This is a genomic window from Nitratidesulfovibrio sp. D1, from assembly GCF_051133415.1.
Lineage (GTDB): Bacteria > Desulfobacterota > Desulfovibrionia > Desulfovibrionales > Desulfovibrionaceae > Cupidesulfovibrio.
This window is the reverse complement of record NZ_JBPGNZ010000002.1, coordinates 181135-205760: the sequence shown is the minus strand read 5'-3', so window position 1 is coordinate 205760 and position 24626 is coordinate 181135. Positions and strand designations below refer to the sequence as shown.

Below are 24626 nucleotides of genomic sequence, written 5' to 3'. Positions count from 1 at the left end.
CGCACGGGCTACAGCGTCAGCACCGAGGCGTCTATGAGTTCACGGCGCATTTCCAGAAAACGCATGCTGGTCAGGTCACGCGGGCGGGGCAGGTCCACGGTGTAGGTGCGCTGCACCCGGCCGGGCAGCTTGCCTTCGATGGCGACGATCCTGTCGGCCAGGAACAGCGCCTCGTCGGTGTTGTTGGTCACGAAGATCACGGTGCGCTTGTCGGTCTGCCAGATGCGCTCGGTTTCCTGTTCCATGAAGATGCGCGTCTGGGCGTCCAACTGGCCGAAGGGCTCGTCCAGCAGCATCACCCGCGGCTTGTTGGCGTAGGCGCGGGCAATGCCCACGCGCTGCTTCATGCCGCCGGAAAGCTGGTGCGGGTAGTGCTTCTCGAACCCGGAAAGCCCGACCAGATCGATGTAGTGCATGGCGAGGTCGCGGACCTCGTTACTGGGCAGGCCGCACAGCTTCGGCCCCATTTCCACGTTGCCGAGCACGGTTTTCCACGGAAAGAGCATGTACCCCTGGAACACCAGGCCCCGGTCGGCCCCCGGTCCGGTCACGGGCTCCCCGTCCAGGGTCACGGTGCCGGTGGTGGGCGTTTCCAGCCCGGCGATGATGCGCAAAAGCGTGCTCTTGCCGCTCTGGCCGGGGCCGAGGATGACCACGAATTCGTTGGCCTGCACGTCGATGCTCACGTCCTCGAGCACCGGCACTTCCTGTTTGCCCTTCTGGATGAAGGTCTTGCTCACGTTGCGGCATTCGATCACGGCGTCGTCCCTTCCTTACGGGTGTGCGGTTCCGGCGGTCGGGCTACAGGCCCACGATCTTGCGCTTCCACGGACACAGCTTGCGTTCCAGCGCGGTGACCAGCAGCGTGGTGCCCCACGCGGCCGCCGCGATGACCGCCATGCCGCCGATGACCATGGCCGGTTGCGACAGGTTCATGCCCTGCACGATGATGTACCCCAGGCCCGAGCGGGCGCTGACCAGTTCGGCCGCCAGCACGCAGGTCCAGGCGATGCTGAGCGATATCTGCAACCCCGCGAAGATGGCCGGGAACGAGGCCGGAAAACAGACGTGCAGGATTTCGTCGCGGCGCTTGCCGCCCAGCATGCGCACCACGTCGTACAGTTCCGGCTCCACCAGGCGCACGCCGTTGTAGGCGTTGAGCAGGCAGGGCACGAAGGTGCCGAGCACGATGATGAACACCTTGGACGTCTCGCCGATGCCGAACCACAGGATGGAGATGGATATCCACGAAATGGGCGGCATGGGCTTCAGGAGGTCGAACAATGGTTTGACGATGGCGTTGACGTAGCGGTTCAGCGCCATGAACAGCCCCAGGGGCACGGCAATGACGGCGGCGATGGTAAAGCCTATCACCACGCGCTGGGTGCTGGCCCACACGTGGCCCCACAGGGTCAGTTCCGCCAGTTCCTCATGGGCGAGCACCACCAGTTGGTCCAGCACCTCGTACGGACGGGCCAGGGCGCTGCTGCCCCCGCCCAGCACGTTGGAGCGGGCCAGCCAGTCCCACAGCCAGAAGAACGCGACGATGGACACGGTATGAAGGAACCAGCGGTTGGTGAGGATGCGCCCCAGGCTGAGGGGGCCGCGGTCCACCACCTGTCCCACGGTCTCGTTGGCGATGGAGGAGCCTGCGGCGTTGCACGTGGCTTCCTGCGACATGGTCTACCTCCTGATCCCGGCCAGCAGCCGCTTTTCCACCTTGTCGATGATCACGCCGATGAAGGCGCCGGTCAGCCCCACCATGAACATGCCGAGCACCACCATTTCGGGCATGGCCAGCCGCCGCCCCATGGTGATCATGAACCCCAGGCCCGCGTCGGCGGCCAGCAGTTCCGCGGCCACCAGGTTGGTCCAGCAGCAGGCCAGCGCGATCTGCAACGCGCCGAACACCATGGGCAGGGCCGAGGGGATGCACAGCTGCCGGAAAATCTGCCAGTCGCTGGCCCCGTAGGTGCGGGCCATCTGGATGAGCGTGGGGTTGGTCATCTTGACCCCCACGTAGGCGTTGATGACGCACGGAACCAGCCCCCCCAGCCAGATGATGAATATCTTGCCGGGCAGTCCGATGCCGAACCAGAAGATGGTCAGGGGTATCCACGCCACCGGCGGGATGGGGCGGATGATCTCGAAGATGGGCCGGGCAAGGCCCTCGGCCACGTTGAACCAGCCCATGGCCAGCCCCAGCGGCAGGCCCACGGCCAGGGCCAGGAAATATCCGCCGAAGGCTTCCTGGATGCTGATCCAGGCGTGCTGGTGCAGCAGGGCGCCGTCGGGATCCACGTTGGTGAACTTGTCGAACAGAAGCTGCGTCACGGTTGAAGGCGCGGCCAGCATGGTATCCGGCACGACCCCGGTGCGCACGATGATCTCCCAAGCGATGAAGAACGTGGCCACACTGACGACGGGCAGCACCTTCAGCGCCAGCGGTGTTCTTACGACAACCTCGCGATATGCGGTCATGCATGCCTCCGGTGTCGGCGGTGGAGGGGAGCGGCGCCCGCCCAGGGTGGAACGGGCGCCGCGGGAAAGCGGGTTACTTCACGGTGGGAACCAGCTTCAGGAACTTGTCGGTGATGTAGTAGCCGGTCAGCAGCTTTTCGCCTTCGGCGGGCTTCAGCTTGCCGAGGTCGGTAAAGAACTTCACCAGGTCCTTCTGCCATGCCTGCACCTGGCTTTCGCCGGCGGAGGCGTCGAACATCTTCAGCTGTTCCTGCAGGGTGAACACCGGGTGCAGCTCAAGGTCCATCTTGGCTTCGTCCTCGGTCATGTTCAGGCCGGCCCACTTGAGGAAGCGGGCGTATTCGGGGGCCAGCTTCACGCCTTCGGAGCGCAGCGCGTCGATGCCCTGGAAGTACACCTTGAGGAAACGGGCCACTTCTTCGGGGTTCTTGTCGCAGTATTCCTTGTCGCCGATGAGCACGATGGGCACGAAGCCGCCGGCCGTCTTGACGTCGGAGGCGACCTTCCAGCCCTTCTTGAGGCCGTTGTACATCTGCGGCGCCCACAGCACGACGGCGTCGCCGATGCCCTTTTCGAACGCGGCCACGCACTGGGCGGGGTCCATGTTCTTGATGATAACGTCCTTGTCGGTCAGGCCCAGGGTCTTCAGCCACAGGCTCATGGCGTAGTGGCCGGACGAGATGGTGGTGGCGAGGATGGTCTTGCCCTTGACGCTTTCAGGCGAGCCGAACACCTCGGGGTGCTTGGGGTTGAAGCCCTTGGTCTTCAGGATGGGGCTGTCCGGGCGCACCAGCACCGCGTTGGTCACCGACTCGTCGTTGGCGATGGCGATGAGGTAGGCGTTCTGGCGCAGCGCGCCGAACATCATGGGCACGCCGCCCGTGCCGCCCACGACCCACTGTTTGGCGGGCAGGGCTTCGATCTGGGCCATGCCCGAATCGAACATGTGCAGCTTGAAATCGAACCCGGCTGCCTTGTCCCAGCCCTGCTGCTTGGCATACCAGGGCACGAACGTTTCGTGCTCCGCCTGCCACGTCGTATCCAGTGCCTTCACCTCGGCGGCGAAGGCCGTCGCCGTCATGGCAAGAAGGGCCATCACGGCAGCCGCAAATCCAACCCAACGTTTCATCCGAAGCATGGTCAGACCTCCTTGAAGCGGGTTACGGTAGACTGTCTGGGGCGTATGCTCTTGCCATTCCGAGTTCCCTTGCGGGGTTACCACCATCTGATGAGGTCCGTGACGTGTTCACGGATGCGCACGAATTCCGGGTCCATGAAGTCGCGCGGACGGGGCAGGTCCACCTTCACTTCCGCCTTGATGCGCGTGGGCTTGTTGGAAAGCACGAGGATGCGTTCGGCCACGTAGACCGCCTCCTCGATATTGTGGGTGATGAACAGCACGGTGCTTTTCAGCTTGCGCCACAGGTTCACCAGTTCGTCCTCCAGGTAGAACCGCAGCTTCACGTCCAACTGGCCGTAAGGCTCGTCCATCAGCAGCAGGTCGGGGTCCACGGCAAAGGCGCGCGAGACCGCGATGCGCTGCTGCATGCTGGCGGATATCTGGTTGGGGTACAGGTTGGCGCACTGGGTCAGCCCCACGAGTTCGAGGATGTTGTCCATCCGCTCGTCGATCTCGCGCTGGGGGCGGCCCTTGACCTCCATGCCGTAGGCCACGTTTTCGCGCACGGTGCGCCATGGCAGGCAGGTGGGCTCCTGGAAGACGTAGGAGATGTTGTGGCGTTTGGGATCGGCCGGGGTGCCGTCGATGAGGATCTGGCCGGCCGAGGCGGGCAAAAGACAGGACAGGGCGTTGAGGAAGGTGGTCTTGCCGCAGCCCGTGGGCCCGACGATGGCTACGAACTCGCCCTCGGCCACCGAGAAGGAGATGTCGTTGAGCACCAGCAGTTCACCGAACCGCTTGGTGAGATTGCATACTTCGATCTTGGTTCGTGGTCTTGCGGCATCTTGCACGGGTACGCTCCATCGGCGGGGGGCGACCGCTCCTTCCGCATCCGGACCCGGACCAGGCCGGACTTGTCCATGTCGGATTTGTCCGGGTCTGGCCGTGTCCGGCTCCGGGCGGCCCGGTCGGGGTCGACCGGGCCATCCGGCCGGATACGGAGGAGGCGGGCCGCCGCGTTGACAGGGGCGGCGGATTCCGCGTCGTCGTCATGACTTCGGGGGCCGGGCGTACCCGGCCGGCCCCCGCGCGGGGACCGGCCGAACCCGGACTCCCCGTCTTACAATACCTCTTCCACCGGAATGGGCGGAAGCCGGAAGGCTTCGGCCACGGCCGGGTAGGTTATCTTGCCGTCCACCACGTTGAGGCCCTTGCGGATGTCCTCGTGGCGGCGGCAGGCTTCCTTCCACCCCAGGTCCGCGATGGTCAGGGCGTAGGGAAGGGTGGCGTTGGTCAGCGCGGCCGTGGAGGTCATGGCCACCGCGCCGGGAATGTTGGTCACGCAGTAGTGGCTCACGCCGTCAACCACGTACACCGGATCGGCATGGGTGGTGGGGTGCGAGGTTTCGAAGCAGCCACCCTGGTCGATGGCCACGTCCACCAGGACGGAACCCTTGCGCATCACCTTCAGGTCTTCGCGGGTGACCAGGTGGGGGGCCTTGGCGCCGGGCACCAGCACCGCGCCCACCACCACGTCGGCCTGGGGCAGCAGCTTGCGGATGGCGTAGGGGCCGGACATCATGGTAATGCAGTTGGCCGGCATCACGTCGCTGAGGTAGCGCAGCCGGTCCAGGTTCTTGTCCAGCAGGTACACGGTGGCCCCGAGGCCGCAGGCCATCTTGGCCGCGTTGATGCCCACCGCGCCCCCGCCGATGACCACCACCACGGCGGGTTCCACGCCGGGCACGCCGCCAAGCAGCTTGCCCATGCCTCCGGCGGGCATTTCCAGGTACTTGGCCGCCTGCTGGATGGCCATGCGCCCCGCCACCTCGGACATGGGGGTGAGCAGCGGCAGGGAGCCGTCCGCCTTCTGGATGGTCTCGTAGGCGATGTTCACGCTACGCGCCGCCACCAGGGCGTGGGTCTGCTCCTCGTCGGCGGCCAGATGCAGGTAGGTGAACAGTATCTGGTCCTTGCGCAGCAGCCCGTATTCCGACGGCTGCGGCTCCTTGACGTGCATGACCATGCCGCACTGGGCGAAGATGGTCCGCGCGTCGGACATGACCGCGCCTGCGGCCACGTACTCGTCATCGGAGAACCCCGCGCCCGCTCCCGCCCCGGTTTCGACCATCACCTGATGGCCGTGGGCGCGCATGGCGACCACACCCGCGGGCGTCATGGCCACGCGGTTCTCCAGCACCTTGATCTCTTTCAGAATACCGACCTGCATGGGATGCTCCTGTGGGGTGATTGCGGGTATCAGCCGAGCACCTTGGTCATGGCCGCGCGCAGCGCGCGGAGAATGACGTCGATGTCATCCCTGGTGACCACGTAGGCCGGGGCGATGTTGATGATGTTGTTGTGGCCGGGCAGGCTGCGGTTGGTGCGGCCCACCAGCACGCCGCCCGCCGCCATTTCGCCCACCACCTGGATGACCTTGCCTTCGGGCAGGGGCCTTCTGCTCGCCTTGTCTTCCACCAGTTCCACGCCGCACAGCAGGCCCTTGCCGCGCACGTCGCCGACATTGGGCAGAACAGTCAGTTCCCGCAGGCCCGCCAGCAGGTAGTCGCCCATGGTCTTCACGTTTTCGAGCAGGTTTTCCTCCTCGATGATGTTCATGTTCTCCAGGGCGGCGCTGCACGAGGCGGCGCACCCGCCGTAGGTGCTGATGTCGCGGAAGTAGGCCAGCTTGTCGGCCGGGTCGTGCAGGAAGGACTTGAAGAGGTCTTCGGTGGTGACGGTGACCGAGATGGGCATGTAGGCGCTGGCCACGCCCTTGGCCATGGTCACGATGTCCGGGGTGACGCCGTAGTGCTGGTAGCCGAACATGGTGCCGGTGCGGCCCATGCCGCAGACCACTTCGTCCATGATCAGCAGCACGCCGTGGCGGCGACAGACGGCCGAAAGCTCGGTGTAGTACTCGGCCACCGGGGGGATGACCCCGCCGCCCGCCGTGATGGGCTCTACGATGAGGCCGCCCACGGTCTCGGGACCTTCTTCCCTGATGATGCGGTCGACCGCCTTGACACAGTCGAGGTCGCAGCCGGGATAGGTCTTGCCGAAGGCGCAGCGGTAACAGCAGGCGTGGGGGAATTCGACGAAGCCGGGGACGAACGGGCCGAACCATTCCTTGCGTTCGGCCTGCCCGGTGGAGCTCAGGGCGCCGATGGTGGTGCCGTGGTAGTCGCGGGCGCGGAAGAGGATCTTTTTCTTGGCGGTGTTGCCCGAGATGTGGGCCAGCGCCCGGATCATCTTGTAGGCCTTTTCGTTGGCCTCGGACCCGCTGTTGGAAAGGTAGACCCGCGACAGGCCCGGCATGTGCGAGATCAGCTTACGGGAGAACTCGATGTAGGGGATGTTGCCGGCCGTGGCGGCATAGTAGGGCATGACCCTGAGCTGTTCGTACACCGCCTTGGCGATGCGTTCGCGGCCGTAGCCCACGTTCACGCACCACACGCCGCCGGACGTGGCGTCCAGGTATTCCTTGCCGTTGATGTCCCGCAGCTTCAGCCCGTCGGCTTCGACCACGATCATGGGGCCTTTGCCGGCGAGGGCCTGGTGCTGGACGAGGTGATGCCATACGTGGGCCATGTCGGCCGCCGCGTATGCCGCTGGGTCATGCTTCAGGCTGGGGCTCATGTCCTGCTCCTTGTGTTGTCAGGAAAAAACGAGGGCACCTGTAATGCGGACCGCGGGAAGCGTACCTCCGGGCGGGAATGATGCGGATATGATCCGTTAATGGGCAGTGTTCCGGGCGGTCCTCCAGAAAATTGAGGCGAAAGGGAGAAGGTTCCGGCCTTCTTTTTTCGCTTTGTCTAGACAAAGAAATGAGGCTTTGCTATTTTTCTGTCAAGCGTTTTTTACGACGGGCGGGAACTCGGCGTAAAACTACTTCAACACCGTGCATTGTCAGGTAAAGGCGGCACGGTACGACCCCCCAGGAGGCTTTGAAATGCCCAAGATGACCCCCAGTGAAGCAATGGCGGAAGTGCTGGTGCAGGAAGGCGTCACCCATGTCAGCGGCATTCTCGGCTCCGCTTTCATGGACCTGCTGGACCTGTTTCCGGCGGCGGGCATCGATTTCATTTCGGTGCGCCACGAACAGACGGCGGGCCACATGGAGGACGCCTTCACCAGAATGACCGGCAAGGCGGGTGTCTGCATCGGCCAGAACGGCCCCGGCATCACCAACTACGTCACGGCCGTGGCCACGGCCAACATGGCCCACACGCCCATGGTGCTCATTTCGCCCAGCGCGGGCAGCATTTCGGTGGGCTGGGACGGCTTTCAGGAATGCGACACCTGGAACCTGTTCAAGCCGATCACGAAAGCGTCGCTCCGGGTGCCGCATCCCAAGCGCGCCGCCGACATCATGCGCACGGCCTTCCGCATCGCCTACGCCGAACGCGGCCCGGTGCTGGTGGACATCCCGCGCGACTACTTCTACGGCGAACTGGACGAGGACATCCTGGCCCCGTCGCAGTACCGCGTGGCCCCCGGCGGCATCGGCAACCCCGAGCAGTTCCGCGACGCGGTGGAAGTGCTGAAGTCGGCCAAGCGCCCGGTCATCGTCTCCGGCCGCGGTGTCGTCGATTCCGGCGCGCTGGAAACGGTGAAGGCCCTGGCCGAGCATCTCAATGCCCCCGTGGCCTGCACCTACCTGCACAACGACGCCTTCCCCTGCGACCATCCGCTGTGGACCGGCCCCATCGGCTACATGGGCTCCAAGGCGGCCATGCGCATCCTGCAGCAGGCCGACGTCATCCTGGCCATCGGCACCCGGCTGTCCTACTTCGGCACCCTGCCGCAGTACGACATCAACTACTTCCCCAAGACGGCCAAGATCGTCCAGATCGACATCAACCCCCGCCACATCGCCAAGACCCACCCCGTGGCCGTGGGCCTGTGCGCCGACGCCAAGGACGCCTCCGTGGAACTGCTGGCCCGCGTCCGCGAGGCCATTCCGAATCCCAAGCGTGACGAGGCCGTGTACGCCAAGGTCAAGGCCGAGCTGGACGACTGGTACAAGGAAATCGCGGCCATCGCCGACGAACCGGTGATGGAAGGCCGCATGCACCCGCGCAAGGCGCTGGAGGTGGTGGGCCGCTTCGTCACCGATCACAACGCCATCGCCACCACCGACATCGGCAACACCTCGTCCACGGCCAACAGCTACCTGCGCTTCCGCAACGCCAAGCGCTCGGTGGCCACGCTGACCTTCGGCAACACCGGCTTCGCCTACCAGGCGGGCCTTGGCGCGCAGCTGGCCTGCCCGGAAGACGCCGTGGTGGCCATCGTGGGTGACGGCGCGTGGGGCATGAGCCTGTTCGAAGTGCCCACCGCCGTGCAGTACAACCTGCCGGTCATCGCCACCGTGTACAACAACGGGGCCTGGTGCGCGGAAAAGAAGAACCAGGTGGACTTCTACAACAACCGCTTCGTGGGCGCGGACATCTGGTCCAACTCCTACGCCAAGATCGCGGAAGCCATGGGCGCCGTGGGCTACACGGTCAACACCCAGGCCGACCTGGCCAATGCCCTGGAAGCCGCCCGCAAGAGCCGCAAGCCCTCGGTCATCGAGATCATGACCGACGGCACGCGCCTGGCCCCGCCGTTCCGGCGCGACGCCCTGGCCCTGCCCACCCGGCACCTGCCCAAGTACGAACACCTGGACAAGCGGCACTTCCCCAAGTAGCCGCCGCGAAACGGCGATACGGCAACGGCGGCGCGCCGGACGGCGCGCGAGGATGAACCCGGACAGGTCATGGCTGATGCCCGGACCCGGCACGCCGCCAGCGCCATTTGCAGTTACATGGGAAGGGCGGGGCTATTCCCCCCTTCCCCGAGTACAGGAACACGGACCGGCACCCTCGCGGGGGTGCCGGTCCCGTTCCCGGCCCACGGCACGGCGTTTTCTCGCGTCCGGGGCAGCATCCGGGCCGCGTCCGGGCCGCGTCTGGGGCAGCATCCGGGGCAGCATCCGGGGCAGCTCGGGCTCCCGTGAGCGTTTCCCTTCCCCCACATCCAAGTGCAGGTGAGCATGAAACCTTTTCTTCGCACCCGTGTGTACCACGGTCCGGTGCGGGCCGTGGTGCTGGACTGGGCCGGTACCGCCGTGGACCACGGCTGCCTGGGCCCGGCCGCTGTGTTCGTGGAGGCTTTTGCCCTGCACGGGGTGGCAGTGACCGTGGCCGAGGCGCGCGAGCCCATGGGCAGCGAAAAGCGCGAGCACGTGCGCCGCATGCTGGCCATGGACGGCGTGGCGGCCCGCTGGCGCGCCGCGCACGGGCACGCCCCCGGCGAAGCTGCCGTGGACGCGGTGTACCGCGACGTTGAACCGCTGATGCTGCGCACCATCGCCGCCCATGCCGCGCCGGTGCCGGGTCTGGCGGAATTCGTGGACCTGGTGCGCGGCCGGGGCATGGGCCTTGGCTCGTGCACCGGGTACACCGGCCCCATGATGGAAGTGCTGGCGCCCGAGGCGGCCCGCCAGGGCTACAGCCCCGACGTGGTGGTGCACGCATCCGAGGTGCCCGCGGGCAGGCCGTACCCGTGGATGTGCTACCTGAACGCCATGCGGCTGGGGGTGCATCCCATGGAATCCATGGTCAAGATCGGCGACACCGTGGCCGACGTGCACGAGGGGCGCAACGCGGGCATGTGGACCGTGGCCGTGGTGCGCACCGGCAGCGACGTGGGCCTTTCCGAGGCGGACGCGGCGCGCATGGACCCGGACCTGCTGGCCGGGCGCGTGGCCGTGGCCGCCGCGCGCCTGCGCGAGGCCGGGGCGCATTACGTGGTGGATTCCATCGCCGACTGCTTTTCCGTCATCGAGGCCATCGAGTCGCGCCTTGCCCGGGGAGAGACGCCATGCCCGACATGAAGCCGCTGCGTGACGTTTCGCACGATGGACCGGGGGCTGGCCTGGAGCGCGCATCCATGATACGCGGGCATGACCCGAAGGTACGGGCTGTGGCCTGCCGTCATCGGGACGGCCCGGAACCGGGACATGAGGGGGAATTGTGCCGCGCGGCGCGCAATGGCGCGCGCGGCCATGGGAAGGACATGGCCAAATCCAAGTATCTCGTCATCTACGAATGGCTTTCCGGGCAGATCCGGAACAAGGTGTACCAGCCGGGGGACAAGATCCCCAACGAGAACGAGCTGGCCGCCATGTTCGGCGTGCACCGCATGACGGTGCGCCAGGCCATCGACAAGCTGGTCAACGACCACATGCTGGTGCGCAAGCGCAGCAAGGGCACGTTCCTGCTGTCCGAAAAGAGCCCGGTGCTCACCCGTTCGCTGGAAAGCATCACCACCTACTACGACGACATCGCCAGCGCCGGGCTGGAGCCGCACTACAAGACCATAGCGGCGGGCATCGAGTTCGCCGACGCCGGGGTGGCCGAACACCTCAACATCGCCGTGACCCAGCCGGTGCTCTTCCTGTACCGGCTGATGCTGGCCAGCGGGGTGCCGCTGGTGTTGGAACGCTCCATCCTGCCCACCGACCTGGTGCCCGGCTTGCTGGAAAAGAAGCTGGACACCGTGCTCTACAAGATCCTGCACGAGGACTACGGCATGCGCCTGCTGCATTCGCGGCAGGAACTGGGCGCGGTGATGCCCACCGAGAACGAGCGCAAGTACCTGAAGATCGGCGACAACTGCCCGTGCATCTGGGTGGAGAGCGTGGTCTACAACGACGAGGGACGGGCCGTGGAATTCAGCCGCGCCCTGCACCGGGGCGACAAGTACCGCTTCCGGTGCGCCATCGGTGGGTACGTCTACGACAAGGACGGCAAGGCGGGGCAGACCCCGCTGGCCGGAAGGCTGGTGGACCCCGGCGGCACCGGCGGGACGGATTCCGCCGGGAGGTGAGCAGGGGGGCTGCCGCTAGCGTTTGGGCGGCAGCAGCGACAGCCACTGCGGGGCTTCCGGCGCGGGTTCCGGAGCCCGCTCCTGCGCAACGGAGCGGTCAGGCTCCGGCAGCGGCGCGGCCTGCTCCAAGGGGGAGGGGGCCTGTTCCGGGGCGGAGGGGGGCTGCTCCGGGGGCGGGGTGGCATCCGGGGCCGCGTCCGGTTCCATGAACGGCTCGTCGAGGGCGGCCATGTCCATGTCCGGCCCCGTGCCGGGCGGGTCGGCCGCGAAGTCGGGGGCAGGCCCGTCGCCGGGGCCTTCTGACGCGGCTTCGCCACCGTCGGTAGCTCCGGCGTCCTGCGGTGCGTCAATATCCACAGTGTCGTGTCCCGGAGCACCCGGCGCGGCGGAAGCGTCCACATTTCCGGCGGGGACGGGCTCCGGCGGGAACATGTCGGCCCATGCCGCCCCGGCGGCGTCGTCCTGCGCACAGGCGGCGCGGCACAGCGCCATGAAGGTGTCCATGTACGGCGGCACCCATTTGCCCCGGTGGCGCACCATGAGCACCGCCGTTTCGAAGGGCTGGTCCGCCCAGGCCAGGGCGCGCAGGGTGCCCGCGCGCAGGTCGTCGCGCACGGCGGCCTCGGGCAGCAGGGTGATTCCCGTGCCGGAGGCGACGCAGCCGCGCAGGGCCGCGGCGCTGGAAAATTCAAGCCCGGCGGCGGGCTGTACCCCTTCGGCCGCCAGGGCTTCCTCCATCACCGCGCGGTAGGCGCAATCCGCCGAGGAAAGCGCCAGCGTGACGCCGTGCAGGTCGCGCGCGGTGACCCGCCCGCGCGTGGCCAGCGGGTGGTGCGGCGCGGCCACCAGCACCAGCCGTTCCACGCCCAGGGCTTCCACGTTCAGGTCGCCCCCGCGCACGCTGTCGGCCATGACGAAGGCCAGATCGGTGATGCCCTGGCGCAGGTCCTTTTCCAGCCCGTTCAGGGTGCAGGCGGCCAGGTGCAGGGCCACCTCGGGGTGGCGGCGGCGGAATGCGGCGATGACCGGCGGCAGGCGGTACGCGCAGAGCGATTCCGGCACGCGCACGGTGAGCATGCCGCGCAGGCGCGATTCGCCGGTGACCCAGGCCCGTGCCTCGTCCTCCACGTCGATGAGCTTGGCCGCGTACTGCACCAGCCGTTCACCGGCTTCGGTCAGGGCCACGCGCCTGCCCAGCCGTTCGAACAGCCGGACGCCAAGTTCCGTTTCCAGCGCGGCGATGCGCGCGGAAACCGTGGACTGCGCGGCGTTCAGTTCCGCCGCCGCGCGGTGGAAGCTGAGCAGGCGCGCCACTGCCGCAAAGGTTCTGAGATCGCGTAGCTCCATGTCCGTCTCCGTTGATCGTTCGGAAACCGCCATTGACCGCACGGAACGATATCGCCGGATTCGATTTTGGGCAACGCGAATGCGACGCTTTAGATAGCAGGGAGAGGGGCGGGATTGGATGCCGGGGCCGCAAAACGCAGGCGGGACGCCCCGCGTCGTTGCGTCGTCTTTGCCGCCCGGCTAGCCGGTGGCCTTGGCGTCCTCGCAGCCGGACATGGTGCACACCACGTTGCGGCCGTTGGACTTGGCCAGGTACAGGGCCCGGTCGGCCTCGCGCACCAGTTCCTCCACGTTGGCGAACGCGCCGGGGCGAAAGCCCGCCACGCCGATGCTCACCGTGGCCGAAAGCTGTACGCCGTGGTGTTGTACGCGGCTTTCCTCGATGCGGTGGCGCAGCCGTTCGGCCAGCATGTGCCCTTGCGCCTCGTCCGTGTGGGGCAGGATAACCACGAATTCCTCGCCGCCGTAGCGGGCCGCGAAGTCCGTGGTGCGGATGGAGTGGCGCAGCACGTCGGCCAGTTCGCGCAGCACCGCGTCGCCCGCCAGGTGGCCGTAGGTGTCGTTGATGGCCTTGAAATGGTCCAGGTCCAGCAGCAGCAGGCTCATGGGGTGCCCGTAGCGGCGGTGCCGCTCGAACTCGGTGCGCAGCCGTTCGTCCAGGCTGCGGCGGTTGTGCAGCCGGGTCAGGGCGTCGTGGTCGGCCTGCAGCTTCACCTCGCGGTAGACCATGGCGTTCTTCAGCGCCAGGGCCAGGTGCTTCATGGCCGAATCCAGCGCCTGGGCCTGGTCCTTGCCCATCGACTGGCTGCCGTCGGTAAGGATGGCCAGCGCGCCCAACGCCTCGGCCCCGGTGCGCAGGGGCATCAGGATCACCCGGCCCGGCACGGGACCCGGCGTTGTCTGCGTGGCGCAGCCGGCGGGGTCGAGCGGTTCGGCCATGCCGGGCACGTGGGTGACGCGATAGCCCGCCACCGGCGCGTTGCCCAGCCGCCGGGCAGATTCCAGCAGCAGGTCCACCCATTCCACGTTCACCGGGCAGTCGGGCGCGGTGGCCACGAACAGTTCCGCCTCCAGCGCGCCCCCTTCCGGCACCGGGGGCCAGAAGATGCCGTGTACCGCCGTTACCGGCAGCAGCAGCGCAAGGTCCTCGCGCACGTTGCCCAGGATTTCGGCCGGGTCCAGGCTTTCCGTGGCCCGCGTCAGAAAGGTGACCAGGAACGACAGGGTGTCGTTCTTGCGGGCCAGCATTTCCCGCTCCAGGAAAATTTCGCGCGTCATGCGCAGGATGTCGTGGTACAGGTTGCGCGTTTCCACGGCGCGGCGCAGCACGTCCAGCACGCGGGCGCGGGTGAGCGGCGGCTTGATGACGTCGGTGAAGCTGCTGTCCAGGGCGCGCTCGATCTCCTCGCGCGAGTAGCCGGGCTCCAGCACCAGCACGCGGGGGACCAGGTCGAGGTGTTGCGAGCGGCCTTCGCGCTGGCTGGCAATGGAATTCCACGCATCGGACGTGAGCCAGAACAGGCAGGGGTCGTCGCGCTCCATTTCCAGGGCGGACGGCACGCGCCCCGGCGGCAGGGCGACGATGCGGTAGTCGCCGCCCGCGTGCGCGGCCAGCAGCCCGGCATCGGCCTCGGAAAGGCCCATGGTCCACATGGTGTGTTGCGGTGTCTTCTTCATGGTCCGTTCTCCCCCCCGGGATATGCGGGCGTACGGGCGAAGTATGACCGGCGCGCAAGCGCGGCGGGGCGTCGAAAACACGACGTTTCGCCGGGTTGAAGCAAGAACCGGTCCATGTGGCTTCGAATGCGGGCCGGGTGAGGGCCGGATGCGGGCCGGGCGGCAAGCTTTGCCGGGCCATGGATATGGATATCGGGCATGGATGACCGGGGAAGGGGGAAGGGGGAAAGGCGGAGGGGCGTCCGGTTCGCGGAAGGGGATGAACGCTCCGCCAGGGGCGGCGCGGCGTCCGCCTTCCGGCACCGGCAACCGGTTTGACAGCCTCGACAAGTTGTGTCTTTGCTGGACCATGAGCACCAAACGCGCCTGGGGCACCCTGCACCCCTTTCTTGAAACCGGCGACATCATGGGCCGCCCCGTGGCCAATGCGGGTTTTTTGCGGGCGCTGCTGCGCGCGGATCCGTTTCCCGAGTACCATTTCTTCCTGCCGGGGCTGGACGTGGCCAAGGCCACGGAGGCCCGCCTGCGCGAGGAGTTTCCGGCCATCGCCTCGCGCAACGGGTTCCGGGTGTCCACCCGCAACGACCTGGCCTGGATGCTGGCCCGCAAGCCCTACCATTGCTTCCACCTGTCCGACAGCGTCACCGACCAGCCGCACGTGGCCCGGCTGCGCAACGCGTACGCCCCGGTGCTGTTCCCGGTGACCGGGGTTACCCATTCGCTGAGCTATGCCCGCTATCCCGCTCGGTTCCTGGCCCACCTGTGGCCGGGCACCACCGCGCGCGACGCCGTGGTGGCCACCTCCACGGCCGGGCAGGCGGTGGTGCTGCGCATGTTCGAACACCTGCGCCGCGCCTACGGCCTGGACGAGGAGACGTATCCCGCGCCGCACGTGGAGCGCATTCCCCTGGGCGTGGACGCGGACTTCCTGAACGCCGCGTCCTGCGCGGCGTCTGGCGCGGCGTCCGGCGCGGAGGGGAGGCCGTCGGGGCAGGCGGACCTGCGGGCGGACATGCGCCAGCGGCTGGGCGTGACCGGCGAGCCGGTGCTGCTGGTCTTCGCGCGCATCGCCCACTATTCCAAGATGGACCTGCTGCCCCTGCTGCGCGCCCTGCAACGCGCCGAAGGGCTGGGCCTGGCCCGTGGCGGCTACCTGCTGGTGGTGGCCGGGTTCGTGAAGCCCGGCGATGACACCCCGGCCCGCATCTCCGAACTGGCCGGACGGCTGGGCATCCGCATCCGCGTGGTCCCGTCGCCTTCCGACGCCGAGCGCGCCGCGCTGTTCGCGGCGGCGGACGTGTTCGTCTCGCCCGTGGACAACATGCAGGAAACCTTCGGCCTGAGCCTGGTGGAAGCGGGCGTCGCCGGGCTGCCCTCCGTGGTCTCGGACTACGACGGCTACCGCGACATCGTGACGCACGGCGAAACCGGCCTCACCGTGCCCACCCTGGCCCCGCAGGCCACGCCCGACGTGGACATGCTGGCCCCGGTGTTCTTCGACAGCCAGTACCATCTGCTGCTGGCCCAGCAGACCGTGGTGGACGTGCCCGCCCTGGCCGACGCCCTGGCCCGCCTGGCCACCGACGCGGACCTGCGCGCCCGCATGGGCGCCGCCGCGCGGGCGCGGGTGCTGGCCGAATTCACTTGGGACGGCGTGGCGGCCCGCTGGCTGGACCTGTGGGAGGCGCTGTGGCGCCAGCCCGCGCCATTTCAGGCGGTTGGGCACGGCGGCTACGTCGCCGGGGGGCCGGATGATGGCACGGCCGGTCCGGATGGCGACACGGACGCGGACGCCCTGCGCGAACTGCGCGAGGCCGTCCACCCGCTGCACATGCCCTATGGCGGGGTGTTCGGCGCCTATCCCACCGCGCTGCTGGACCGCGACCTTGTGCTGCGCTGGACCCGCGCGGGCGAGGCCGTGTACCGCAAGCAGGAATTTCCCGTGCTGTACACCGGCGTGGAACGGCTGGTGCCGCCCGCCCGGTTGCAACGGATGCTGTTCGCGGCGCGGCGGCCGGTCCCGGCGGGGCAGTTGCTGGACCTGCTGGCGGGAGAAGGCATGGCGCGCGAGGCGGCCACCTTCCTGCTGCTGTGGGCGCTGAAGCAGGACCTGCTGGAGCGGGCGCAACCGGCACAGGCGGCAGAACCGACACAACCGGCCCAGCCGGACAAACCCCACGGGGGCGGGGAGGGGACATGAGCATCGGGCTTCCCGCCGCGCTGCACTTCCATACCCTGCTTTCCCACCGGGGCGGGGCCACGCGGGTGGCGCGCATGCTGGCGCGGGGCCTTGCCCGGCGCGGCGTGGTGGTGCACCGCACCTGCGAGATTCTGGACGGCGGTCCGGATGATAGCGACGCGGTCGATGACGGCGAGGCCGTGCACGGCGTGGTGCCCGCCGCCGGGGTGGGCGGCTGTCTGCTGCCCGGCATGCCCCTGCACCTGCACGCCACGCTGGACTGGACGGCCTGTCTGGACTCCGTCACCCGGGCGGTCCGGGGGTGTGGCCCCGGCGTTCCGGGTATGCCCGCTCCACCCATGACGCCCGTTCCGTTGGCCGTCACCGTGCACGACTGTTCGCTGCTCACCGGCGGCTGCGTGTACCCCATCGAGTGCGACGGCTGGCGTACCGGCTGCCCCGGTCCGTGCCCGCGCGGCTATCCCGACGCCGCGCCGTTGCAGGACCGCCGGGCTCAGGCCCTGCGCGCCGCCGCGCCGGTCCTGGTCAGCCCGTCGGGCTGGCTGGCCCGCATGGTGCGCGCGCGCTTTCCGGACCTGCCGTGCACCGTGGTGCCCAACGGCGTGGAACCGGCGGGCGGTCCGCCGCCGCACGAGGCCCGCGCCGCCCTGGGCATCGCGCCCGATGCGCGGGTGGCCATCTTCGTGGCGCACGGGGGCGAGCAGGCCATGCTCAAGGGCGGCCACCGCTGGATGGCCCTGTGGAGCGAGGTGAAGCGGGCCGTGCCCGCCGCCGTGGGGCTGATGGTGGGCGGCGACGCCGCCGAACGCGACGGCGACCTGCTGCGCTGGCCCTACGTGGACCGGGCCATGCTGGACACCCTGCTGGCCGCGTCGGACGTGTTCGTGTACCCCACGCTGGCAGACAACCACGCCCTGGTGGTGCTGGAGGCCATGGCCGCCGGGGTGCCGGTGTGCTCGTTCCGCGTGGGCGGGCTGCCGGAACAGGTGGAGGACGGCGTGACCGGGGCCCTGGCCGACGAGGGCGACTGGGGCGGCCTGGCCGCCTCGGTGGCGGGGTTGCTGGAGCGGCCGCGTCTGGCCCGCACCCTGGGCCGGGCCGGGCAGGAATCGTGGTGCGCCCGCTTCACCGTGGACCGGATGGTGGAGGACTACCTGAAGGTCTACGCCCGGCTGTAGTCGGCATCTTTCCGGCCGGGGGCGCGGTCCGCCAGGTCGCGCAGGGCTTTGATGGCCAGCCGGGCGGTGTCGCGGTCCCAGAGCATCCAGATGTGGCTCACGGCGGGCGAGGCGCGCAGGGTCCAGCCGGGCGTGGTCACGTGCAGCCCTTCCTGCGGCACCACCATGTTGTCGATGGGCGAGTACAGAGCCACGCAGGGAACCCCGGCCGGAGCCTCCGTGGCTTCCAGGCTGCGGATCAGCGCGCCCCGGAAGGCCAGGCTGCGCGCCAGGCGGCCCGCGCCCAGCCGGGCCAGGCTGCTGCCCTGGTGCGGGGTGCCCAGGGTCACCGCCCCGGCCACCAGATGCTGGTTGGCCGCGTCGGCCAGCCAGCCCCGGATCAGCAGGCCCCCCAGGCTGTGCCCCATGAGCAGGGGGCGCTCGCCGGGGTGGGCGGCCAGCAGGTCGCGCACCGCCTCGTCCAGTTCATCGACCAAGAGCCCGAAATCGGTGCGCCAGCTGGAATAGCCGTGGCAGTACACACGGGTGAACCCGGCCGCGCGCAGCCAGCGGCGGTACAGGGTCCATGCCGTGACGTTGTGGTACAGGCCGTGGACCAGCAGGACCGGAGGCAGGACCGGGGGCAGGGCGGGGACCGGTCCGCGTGACGGGGCGTTGGGCGATGGCGCGAAGGGGCGGGGACGGCAGCGCCGCCGGAACCACGGTCCCAACGGATAGAAGGCCAGGGCCAGCAGCACCCCGGCCACGCTGTAGGCCATGCCCCGCAGCACCAGGGCGGCGGGTGGCGCGGACGCGGCGTCGCGGCGCGCGGCGCGGAAGAACAGCAGGTAGCTGACCACGGCCACCGCCAGGGCGATGCACAGCGGCACCAGCAGCAAGGACATGCGCGGACCTCGTCGGGCGGAATGCGGCGCGGGGAAGGCATGCGCCCGCCGCCGCGCCGGTCGTCTTGACGTGGTGAGAGTAGCCAATTACTGTTTACCGGACAAGCATGGCCGGGCGCTGCCCGGCACCGTCCGCCTGCGCAGCCCGCCCATGCCGACAAGCCACCCGTCACGAGGTTTTTCCGTCCCATGCCCATGTGTTTCCTTTCGCGTTTCCGCACCGTGGCCCGTTCCGCCGTCCGTGGCCTTTCCGTGACCGCCCTCGCGCTGGGGGCGTCCCGCACCCTGGCCCTGACTCTGGCCCTGACGTTGGCCGGACCCGTGGCGGCCCTTGCCTCCGACGATGCCGACAAAACCAGTGAAAAGGGCAACCTGCCCGAACCGGTGGAAGGCGCCGTGTCCATGCTGCTTGACGCCGTGGGCGACCGCAACGCCGCGCCGGGCAAGGGCATCGACCTGCCCGCGCTGCGCGCCATGCTCGATTTCGCCATGCAGCCCGCCGCAGCCACCGAAAAGGCCCTGCCCGCCAAACGCGACGCGGGCTACGGCATCTTCTACCGCAGCACGATCAACGCCCCGCTGGAAAAGCTGCTGCGCTACTGCTACGACCCGGCCATTCCGCAAGAGGCGGTGTTTCCCGCGTCCATCCGCAGCAGCCGCTGGCAGCCGGACAGCGACATCATCAGGAACGGCGTACGGCTGTGGGATCACGCCGCCGATCCGGGGCTGGCCGACGCCCCGCGGGTGCTGCACGGCGCCGAGCGCGAGGAGATCACCCCCGACACCTTCAGCGGCTGCTACTACGCCTACACCCTGAACCGGCTGCTGGTGCTCACGCGCCACGAGGGCCGGGCGGTGCTGGTGTCCGTGTCACGGCAGGCCGAGCCTTCCACCGTGGGCCGCAAGGGCGCCATCGTGGGCAAGGACACCGACTGGGAATACGTCTATTCCGGGGTGCCCGGCGCCACCACGCGCGGCATCAGCTGGATGGACACCTACATGTACGATTCCGCCACCGTCACCGTGTTTTTCGAGGAGCAGCCCGGCTCGAAGAACACCGGTTACGCCCTGTTCAAGTGGGTGAAGGCCGGGTGGGCCAACCTGAACGTGGTGCAGCGCAAGCACATCCGTTCCGGGGCCGAGCGGTTCCTGTCCGGATTCCGGCAGGTGCTGGAATCTGACCGGCTGCCCCCGGCGGAAACCATCGCCGCGCGCACCGGCGAGTTCGACCGCATGAACGAGGACGCCCTGCGCACCGCGCTGTCCGACTACTGCGTGCGGCTGGCCGTGGTCGGCAAGGAAGATTCCATCCTCTCCCGCGACGACTTCTGGAAGATCATCAAGGACGGCGCCTACGCCAACCACCTGAGCCGCGACGAACTGGTCAGCGCATTGCTCAAGAACTACATGAAGGAACGGCTGGGCAAGCCCTCACTGGGGTCGTAACCCGGCCGGTCTTCGACGCCATCGGCGGCAACGGCAACGCGCGGCGCAACGTCGCGCGTTGCCTCGTTTCCGGCGAGGGGCTATAGTGCGCCGTGCGCGCGGCGCGGCCATCGCATCGCTCCGCGCGCGCCGTTTCCGTACCGCAACAGCAGGAGCCGCATGACCCCGCCCCGTGCTTCCTTCTCCGCCCTTCCGGGATGTGCGCCCGATGTCGCTGATATCGCTGACGCCGCCTCGCCGGACCTGGCCGCGCTGCTGGCCGGTCTGCCCGGCGCGGCGTGCGTGGACGACGCGGCTTTCGCCGCCGCCTACGAGGCCACCGGCGACGTGGACCGTGCCCGCCTGAAGACCTGCATCGCCCGGCTGCACGTGCTGTACGGTCAGCCCGGCGACGTGCGAGAAGGGCACGCCGTCACCCGCTGGCGACAGGGCTTCGTCAGCATGGAGCGCACAACCCCCTGCGCTTGGGCGCTGGTGTGCATGGACGGGGTGTGGACTTCCGCGCCGCGCCTGCTGGCGGCGTTGCTGCCCGCATTGTTCGCCGGGGTGGGCTGCGTGGCCGTGCTGCGCACGGGCGATACGGGCGCATGGCCCGCGCAGGTGCTGGCCGCCCTGGAACTGGCTGGGCAGGAAGTTGTGGCCGATGTGGACTCCGCCGCGTTGTCCGGGGTGCTGGATGCGCTGGCGGCCGGGGAAGGAGCGGGGGGGCGTGCGGGCCGCCTGCTGCTGCTGGGGCAACACTCCGAAGAACTTTCCGCCCATGCCCGCGCCCTTGGCGTGGAGGTGTGGCGCGATGGCCCCGCACCGGCCATTGGCATCGTTTTCGGCGACGAAGATATCGATTCTGCCGATCGACCGGACGTAGCGGCCCTGCGCGCCGCCCATCCCGACGCCACCTTCATGGATGTCCCCGCCACGCCGCATGACGCACCTTCCGCGCCGCTCGCCCCCTTGACCGCAGTCGCCTGCGCCCCGGCCCATGTTGGTGACTGGCTGGCCCATGCCGGGCTGGTGCTGGGTCCCGGCCACGAATGGTGCTGGATGCATCCCGGGCTTTCCCCGGCCTGGTTCATCCGCCGCGCCGTGGCCCTGCTGCCCGTGCCGCCTTTCCGCCATCTGCCGGGCATGCCCTGACCGCCCCCGCGCGGCGTCAACCGTCCTTTCCGGCCGTCACGTCCTCCGGTCCCCCATTTCCTTCGCACGCCATTCCCCGGAGCCCTCCATGTCCCACTCAGCCACCGGCGGCAAACGCACCCATCCCCGCGAAAAGGCGGGGCCGTTGCGCAATATCGGCATCATCGCGCACATCGACGCGGGCAAGACCACCCTCACCGAGCGCATCCTGTACTATACCGACCGCATCCACCGCATGGGCGAGGTGCACGACGGCACCGCCACCATGGACTTCATGCCCGAGGAGCAGGAACGCGGCATCACCATCGCCTCGGCCTGCACCACCTGCGCGTGGAACGGCCACACCGTGAACATCATCGACACCCCCGGCCACGTGGATTTCACCATAGAGGTGGAACGCTCGCTGCGCGTGCTGGACGGCGCGGTGGGCGTGTTCTGCGCCGTGGGCGGGGTGGAGCCGCAGTCGGAGACGGTGTGGCGGCAGTCCGAAAAGTTCGGCGTGCCCAAGCTGGCCTTCGTGAACAAGATGGACCGGGCCGGGGCGGACTTCGGCGCGGTGCTCGACGCCATGCGCGCCCGGCTCGGCGCGGTGGTCGTGCCGGTCATGGTCCCGGTGGGGCAGGGCGAGGACTTCGAAGGGCTGCTGGACCTGGTGACCATGGAATACCTGTCCTTCGACCAGACCACGCAGGGGCGCGAGTACACCCGCACCCCGGCGGATCAGGCCGCGTCGCTGCCGGACGCCCCGGCCGCCGCCGCGCTGGCCGCCGCCAAGGCATGGCGGGAACGGATGCTGGAAATCCTAGCCGAGGCGGACGACGCCTTCATCGACGTGTATCTGGGCGGCGGCGACATGGAACCGGGCGTCATCCGCGCCGCGCTGCGCCGGGCCACCCTGGCCCGCCGGGCGGTGCCGGTGTTCGCGGGGTCGGCCCTGCGCAACGTGGGCGTGCAGCCCGTGCTGGACGGGGTGTGCGACTACCTGCCCGGCCCGGACGAGACCGCCCCGGTGCTGGGCTACGACACGGCCCTGGGCCGTAAGGTGCCCGTGCCCTTCGATCCGGGCGCGCCGCTGTCCGCGCTGGTGTTCAAGGTGGTCATGGAAGGCAGCCGCAAGTATGCCCTGCTGCGCCTGTACGCGGGCGCGGCCTCGGAAGGGGATGCCTGCCGCAACGTCACCCGCGAGAAGGACGAGCGGTTCTCCAAGCTGTACCGGCTGCACGCCGGGCGGCGCGAGCAGATCGAAACCGCCGTGGCGGGCGACATCGTGGCCGCCGTGGGGCTGCGCTCGGTGCGCACCGGCGACACCCTGTCCGACCCGGCCCGGCCGCTGCTGCTGGAGAACATCGCCGCGTACCGCCCGGTGATCTCGCTGGCGCTGGAACCGCGCAACACCGAGGAAGGGGCCAAGCTGGACGAAGTGCTGGAGCGCGTCACCCTGGAGGACCCCACCCTGGCCGTGGAACTGGACGAGGGCACCGGCCAGCGCATCGTGTCCGGCATGGGCGAACTGCACCTTGAGGTGGTGCTGGAACGCATGCGCCGCGAATACGGCGTGTCGCCCCGCGTGGGCAACCCCCAGGTGGTGCATCAGGAAACCATTCTTTCCGCCGCCACGGGCAGCGGCGAATTCGACCGCGAACTGGGCGAACAGCAGCATTACGGATACGTGGCCCTTTCCGTGGCCCCGCGCCCGCGCGACGAAGGCACCCGCGTCCGCTTCGAGGTGGACACCCAATTGTGGCCCCGCCCGTGGGTGGACGCCGTGGAGCAGGGCATCACCGACAGCCTGCAAAGCGGGGTGGTCAAGGGCTACCCGGTGCAGGACGTGGAGATCGCCGTCACCGAACTGCGCCGCCGCGACGGCGCCTCCAGCCCGGCGGGCTACCACATGGCCGCCGTGGCCGCCGTCAAGGACGCGCTGTCCCGGGCCGACCCGGTGTTGCTGGAACCCATCATGTTCGTGGAGATCGGCGTGCCCGAGGCCCACGTGGGCTCGGCCATCGGCCTGCTGGGCGCGCGCGGCGGCAAGGTGGAGAACATGTTCGACCACTCCGGCCAGAAGGTGGTGCAGGCCCTGGCTCCGCTGCGCGAACTGTTCGGCTTTTCCACGGCCCTGCGCTCGGCCACCCAGGGCCGGGCCGGTCTGGTGATGCGCTTCGAACGCTTCGACAGGATGGAATGACGCGCCCGGCAGGGCGGGCCCCTGACGGCAGTTGCAACGCGCACGACGGAGATCGTTCATGAGTTCGAGCAGGAAAGGGGCCGGAAGGGCCGCCCGCATTCGTTCCGGGCATGGCCCGGCAGCGCGGGGCCGCAACCGTTTCGGCGGCGGTCCGGACGGGGAGTTGGCGCGCGAGGCCGGAGAGGGCGTGGCCGGCGGTGCGGCGTCGGGCGTCATGTCACCGCTGATGTCGGGGCCCATGACTCCGTCTGTGTCTCCGGACATGTCTCCATCCATGCCGTCGCCCGACGGGGCAGGGGGACCGCGCGCCAAAAAGAGCCTGGGCCAGAACTTCTTGCGCGACCGCAACATCGCCGCCAAGATCGTGGCGGCCCTGCGCATCGGGCCGGAGGACCGGGTCATCGAGATCGGGCCCGGCCCCGGCGCGCTGACCCGGCACATCCATGCCGCCGGTCCCGCCCAGCTGTTTCTGCTGGAAAAGGACTACCACTGGGCGGCCGAGCATGGCCGCACTCGTCCGGCCGAGCCGCCGCTGATCACCCCCGTGCTCACCGACGCGCTGCTCTTTCCGTGGGAACGGCTGACCCCGGCCCGCTCGTGGAAGGTCATCGGCAATCTGCCCTACAACGTGGCCTCGCCGCTGATGTGGGATATCCTGAGCACGGCCCCCGGCCTTGCGCGGGCGGTGTTCATGATCCAGAAGGAAGTGGGCGAGCGCATCGTGGCCGCGCCGGGCAGCGGGGCCTATGGGGCGCTTTCGGTGTGGCTGCAAAGCTTCGCCGCGCCGCGCCTGGAATTCATCGTGCCGCCGCAGGTGTTCGTGCCGCGCCCCAAGGTGGATTCCGCCGTGCTGTCCTTCGTGCCGCTGGGGGCGGCGCGGGGCCGGTTCGACCCGGCGCGCCTTTCGCGCCTGCTGAAGGTGTGCTTTCAGCAGCGCCGCAAGCAGTTGCAAAGAATCCTGCGTGGTTACCTTCAGGATGACGTGCCCGCGCTGCTCACGGGCCTGGGGCTGGACCCGGCGGCGCGGCCGGAAAATCTTGCTCCGGAAGATTTTCACATGCTCTCGGAATCCGTCAAAATCCCCTGACAGCCTTGA

The 24626-nt window shown here is 68.7% G+C and carries 19 protein-coding genes; 9 read left to right on the top strand and 10 right to left on the bottom strand.

Annotated features, from left to right (window positions below):
- Window positions 1-8: 8 nt before the first annotated feature.
- The 7 genes from ACR4XJ_RS04080 to ACR4XJ_RS04050 form a co-directional block, all read right to left on the bottom strand.
- Window positions 9-758 (bottom strand): ABC transporter ATP-binding protein, encoded by a 750-nt coding sequence (locus ACR4XJ_RS04080; protein ID WP_434753997.1) that lies wholly within the window; start codon window positions 756-758, stop codon window positions 9-11.
- A 43-nt stretch (window positions 759-801) separates the two neighbouring features.
- Window positions 802-1680: an ABC transporter permease gene (locus tag ACR4XJ_RS04075; RefSeq protein WP_434753996.1), complete on the bottom strand. Its 879-nt coding sequence runs from the start codon at window positions 1678-1680 to the stop codon at window positions 802-804.
- Between the two features lie 3 nt (window positions 1681-1683).
- On the bottom strand, window positions 1684-2481 hold the full coding sequence (locus ACR4XJ_RS04070) for an ABC transporter permease (protein WP_434753995.1): 798 nt from the start codon (window positions 2479-2481) through the stop codon (window positions 1684-1686).
- A gap of 73 nt (window positions 2482-2554) precedes the next feature.
- The gene (locus ACR4XJ_RS04065; protein WP_434753994.1) at window positions 2555-3619 is read right to left on the bottom strand and encodes an ABC transporter substrate-binding protein; all 1065 of its coding nucleotides are present in this window, start codon (window positions 3617-3619) and stop codon (window positions 2555-2557) included.
- 77 nt (window positions 3620-3696) lie between these two features.
- Window positions 3697-4452: an ABC transporter ATP-binding protein gene (locus tag ACR4XJ_RS04060; protein ID WP_434753993.1), complete on the bottom strand. Its 756-nt coding sequence runs from the start codon at window positions 4450-4452 to the stop codon at window positions 3697-3699.
- A 269-nt stretch (window positions 4453-4721) separates the two neighbouring features.
- A complete protein-coding gene (gene ald, locus ACR4XJ_RS04055; protein ID WP_434753992.1) occupies window positions 4722-5831 on the bottom strand; it encodes an alanine dehydrogenase in 1110 nt (369 codons plus the stop codon).
- Between the two features lie 29 nt (window positions 5832-5860).
- Window positions 5861-7240, bottom strand: a complete 1380-nt coding sequence (locus ACR4XJ_RS04050) for an aspartate aminotransferase family protein (protein ID WP_434753991.1) — start codon at window positions 7238-7240, stop codon at window positions 5861-5863.
- 313 nt (window positions 7241-7553) lie between these two features.
- Here ACR4XJ_RS04050 and xsc point away from each other — a divergent pair, with 313 nt between their 5' ends.
- The 3 genes from xsc to ACR4XJ_RS04035 all read left to right on the top strand — a co-directional run bounded on the left by xsc (window position 7554) and on the right by ACR4XJ_RS04035 (window position 11479).
- A complete protein-coding gene (xsc, locus tag ACR4XJ_RS04045) occupies window positions 7554-9296 on the top strand; it encodes a sulfoacetaldehyde acetyltransferase (protein WP_434753990.1) in 1743 nt (580 codons plus the stop codon).
- A 345-nt stretch (window positions 9297-9641) separates the two neighbouring features.
- Window positions 9642-10484, top strand: a complete 843-nt coding sequence (phnX, locus tag ACR4XJ_RS04040) for a phosphonoacetaldehyde hydrolase (protein ID WP_434753989.1) — start codon at window positions 9642-9644, stop codon at window positions 10482-10484.
- Between the two features lie 182 nt (window positions 10485-10666).
- The gene (locus ACR4XJ_RS04035) at window positions 10667-11479 is read left to right on the top strand and encodes a GntR family transcriptional regulator (protein ID WP_434753988.1); all 813 of its coding nucleotides are present in this window, start codon (window positions 10667-10669) and stop codon (window positions 11477-11479) included.
- Between the two features lie 15 nt (window positions 11480-11494).
- Here ACR4XJ_RS04035 and ACR4XJ_RS04030 read toward each other — a convergent pair whose 3' ends face one another.
- Both ACR4XJ_RS04030 and ACR4XJ_RS04025 read right to left on the bottom strand, forming a co-directional pair.
- The gene (locus ACR4XJ_RS04030; protein WP_434753987.1) at window positions 11495-12826 is read right to left on the bottom strand and encodes a LysR substrate-binding domain-containing protein; all 1332 of its coding nucleotides are present in this window, start codon (window positions 12824-12826) and stop codon (window positions 11495-11497) included.
- 180 nt (window positions 12827-13006) lie between these two features.
- Window positions 13007-14503: a diguanylate cyclase gene (locus ACR4XJ_RS04025; RefSeq protein ID WP_434753986.1), complete on the bottom strand. Its 1497-nt coding sequence runs from the start codon at window positions 14501-14503 to the stop codon at window positions 13007-13009.
- Window positions 14504-14852: 349 nt separating this feature from the next.
- Here ACR4XJ_RS04025 and ACR4XJ_RS04020 point away from each other — a divergent pair, with 349 nt between their 5' ends.
- Together ACR4XJ_RS04020 and ACR4XJ_RS04015 are read left to right on the top strand one after the other, a co-directional pair.
- Window positions 14853-16703, top strand: a complete 1851-nt coding sequence (locus ACR4XJ_RS04020) for a glycosyltransferase family 4 protein (protein ID WP_434753985.1) — start codon at window positions 14853-14855, stop codon at window positions 16701-16703.
- Window positions 16700-17881, top strand: a complete 1182-nt coding sequence (locus tag ACR4XJ_RS04015) for a glycosyltransferase (protein ID WP_434753984.1) — start codon at window positions 16700-16702, stop codon at window positions 17879-17881. The genes ACR4XJ_RS04020 and ACR4XJ_RS04015 overlap by 4 nt, the downstream gene beginning before the upstream one ends.
- Here the strand turns inward: ACR4XJ_RS04015 and ACR4XJ_RS04010 are convergent.
- Complete coding sequence (locus ACR4XJ_RS04010) at window positions 17866-18765, bottom strand: esterase/lipase family protein (protein ID WP_434753983.1); 900 nt, start codon at window positions 18763-18765, stop codon at window positions 17866-17868. The two genes, ACR4XJ_RS04015 and ACR4XJ_RS04010, sit on opposite strands and share 16 nt — an antisense overlap.
- Before the next feature lie 189 nt (window positions 18766-18954).
- Between ACR4XJ_RS04010 and ACR4XJ_RS04005 the strand changes: the two genes are divergently transcribed.
- From ACR4XJ_RS04005 to rsmA, 4 genes are all read left to right on the top strand, one after another.
- Window positions 18955-20211 carry a hypothetical protein gene (locus tag ACR4XJ_RS04005; RefSeq protein WP_434753982.1) on the top strand — a complete coding sequence of 419 codons (1257 nt, stop codon included), beginning with the start codon at window positions 18955-18957 and terminating at the stop codon, window positions 20209-20211.
- A 159-nt stretch (window positions 20212-20370) separates the two neighbouring features.
- The gene (locus ACR4XJ_RS04000; protein WP_434753981.1) at window positions 20371-21345 is read left to right on the top strand and encodes a hypothetical protein; all 975 of its coding nucleotides are present in this window, start codon (window positions 20371-20373) and stop codon (window positions 21343-21345) included.
- Window positions 21346-21433: 88 nt separating this feature from the next.
- Entirely contained in the window at window positions 21434-23530 is a 2097-nt protein-coding gene (gene fusA / locus ACR4XJ_RS03995) for an elongation factor G (protein ID WP_434753980.1), read from the top strand.
- 274 nt (window positions 23531-23804) lie between these two features.
- Complete coding sequence (gene rsmA / locus ACR4XJ_RS03990; RefSeq protein ID WP_434753979.1) at window positions 23805-24617, top strand: 16S rRNA (adenine(1518)-N(6)/adenine(1519)-N(6))-dimethyltransferase RsmA; 813 nt, start codon at window positions 23805-23807, stop codon at window positions 24615-24617.
- Window positions 24618-24626: the final 9 nt, after the last annotated feature.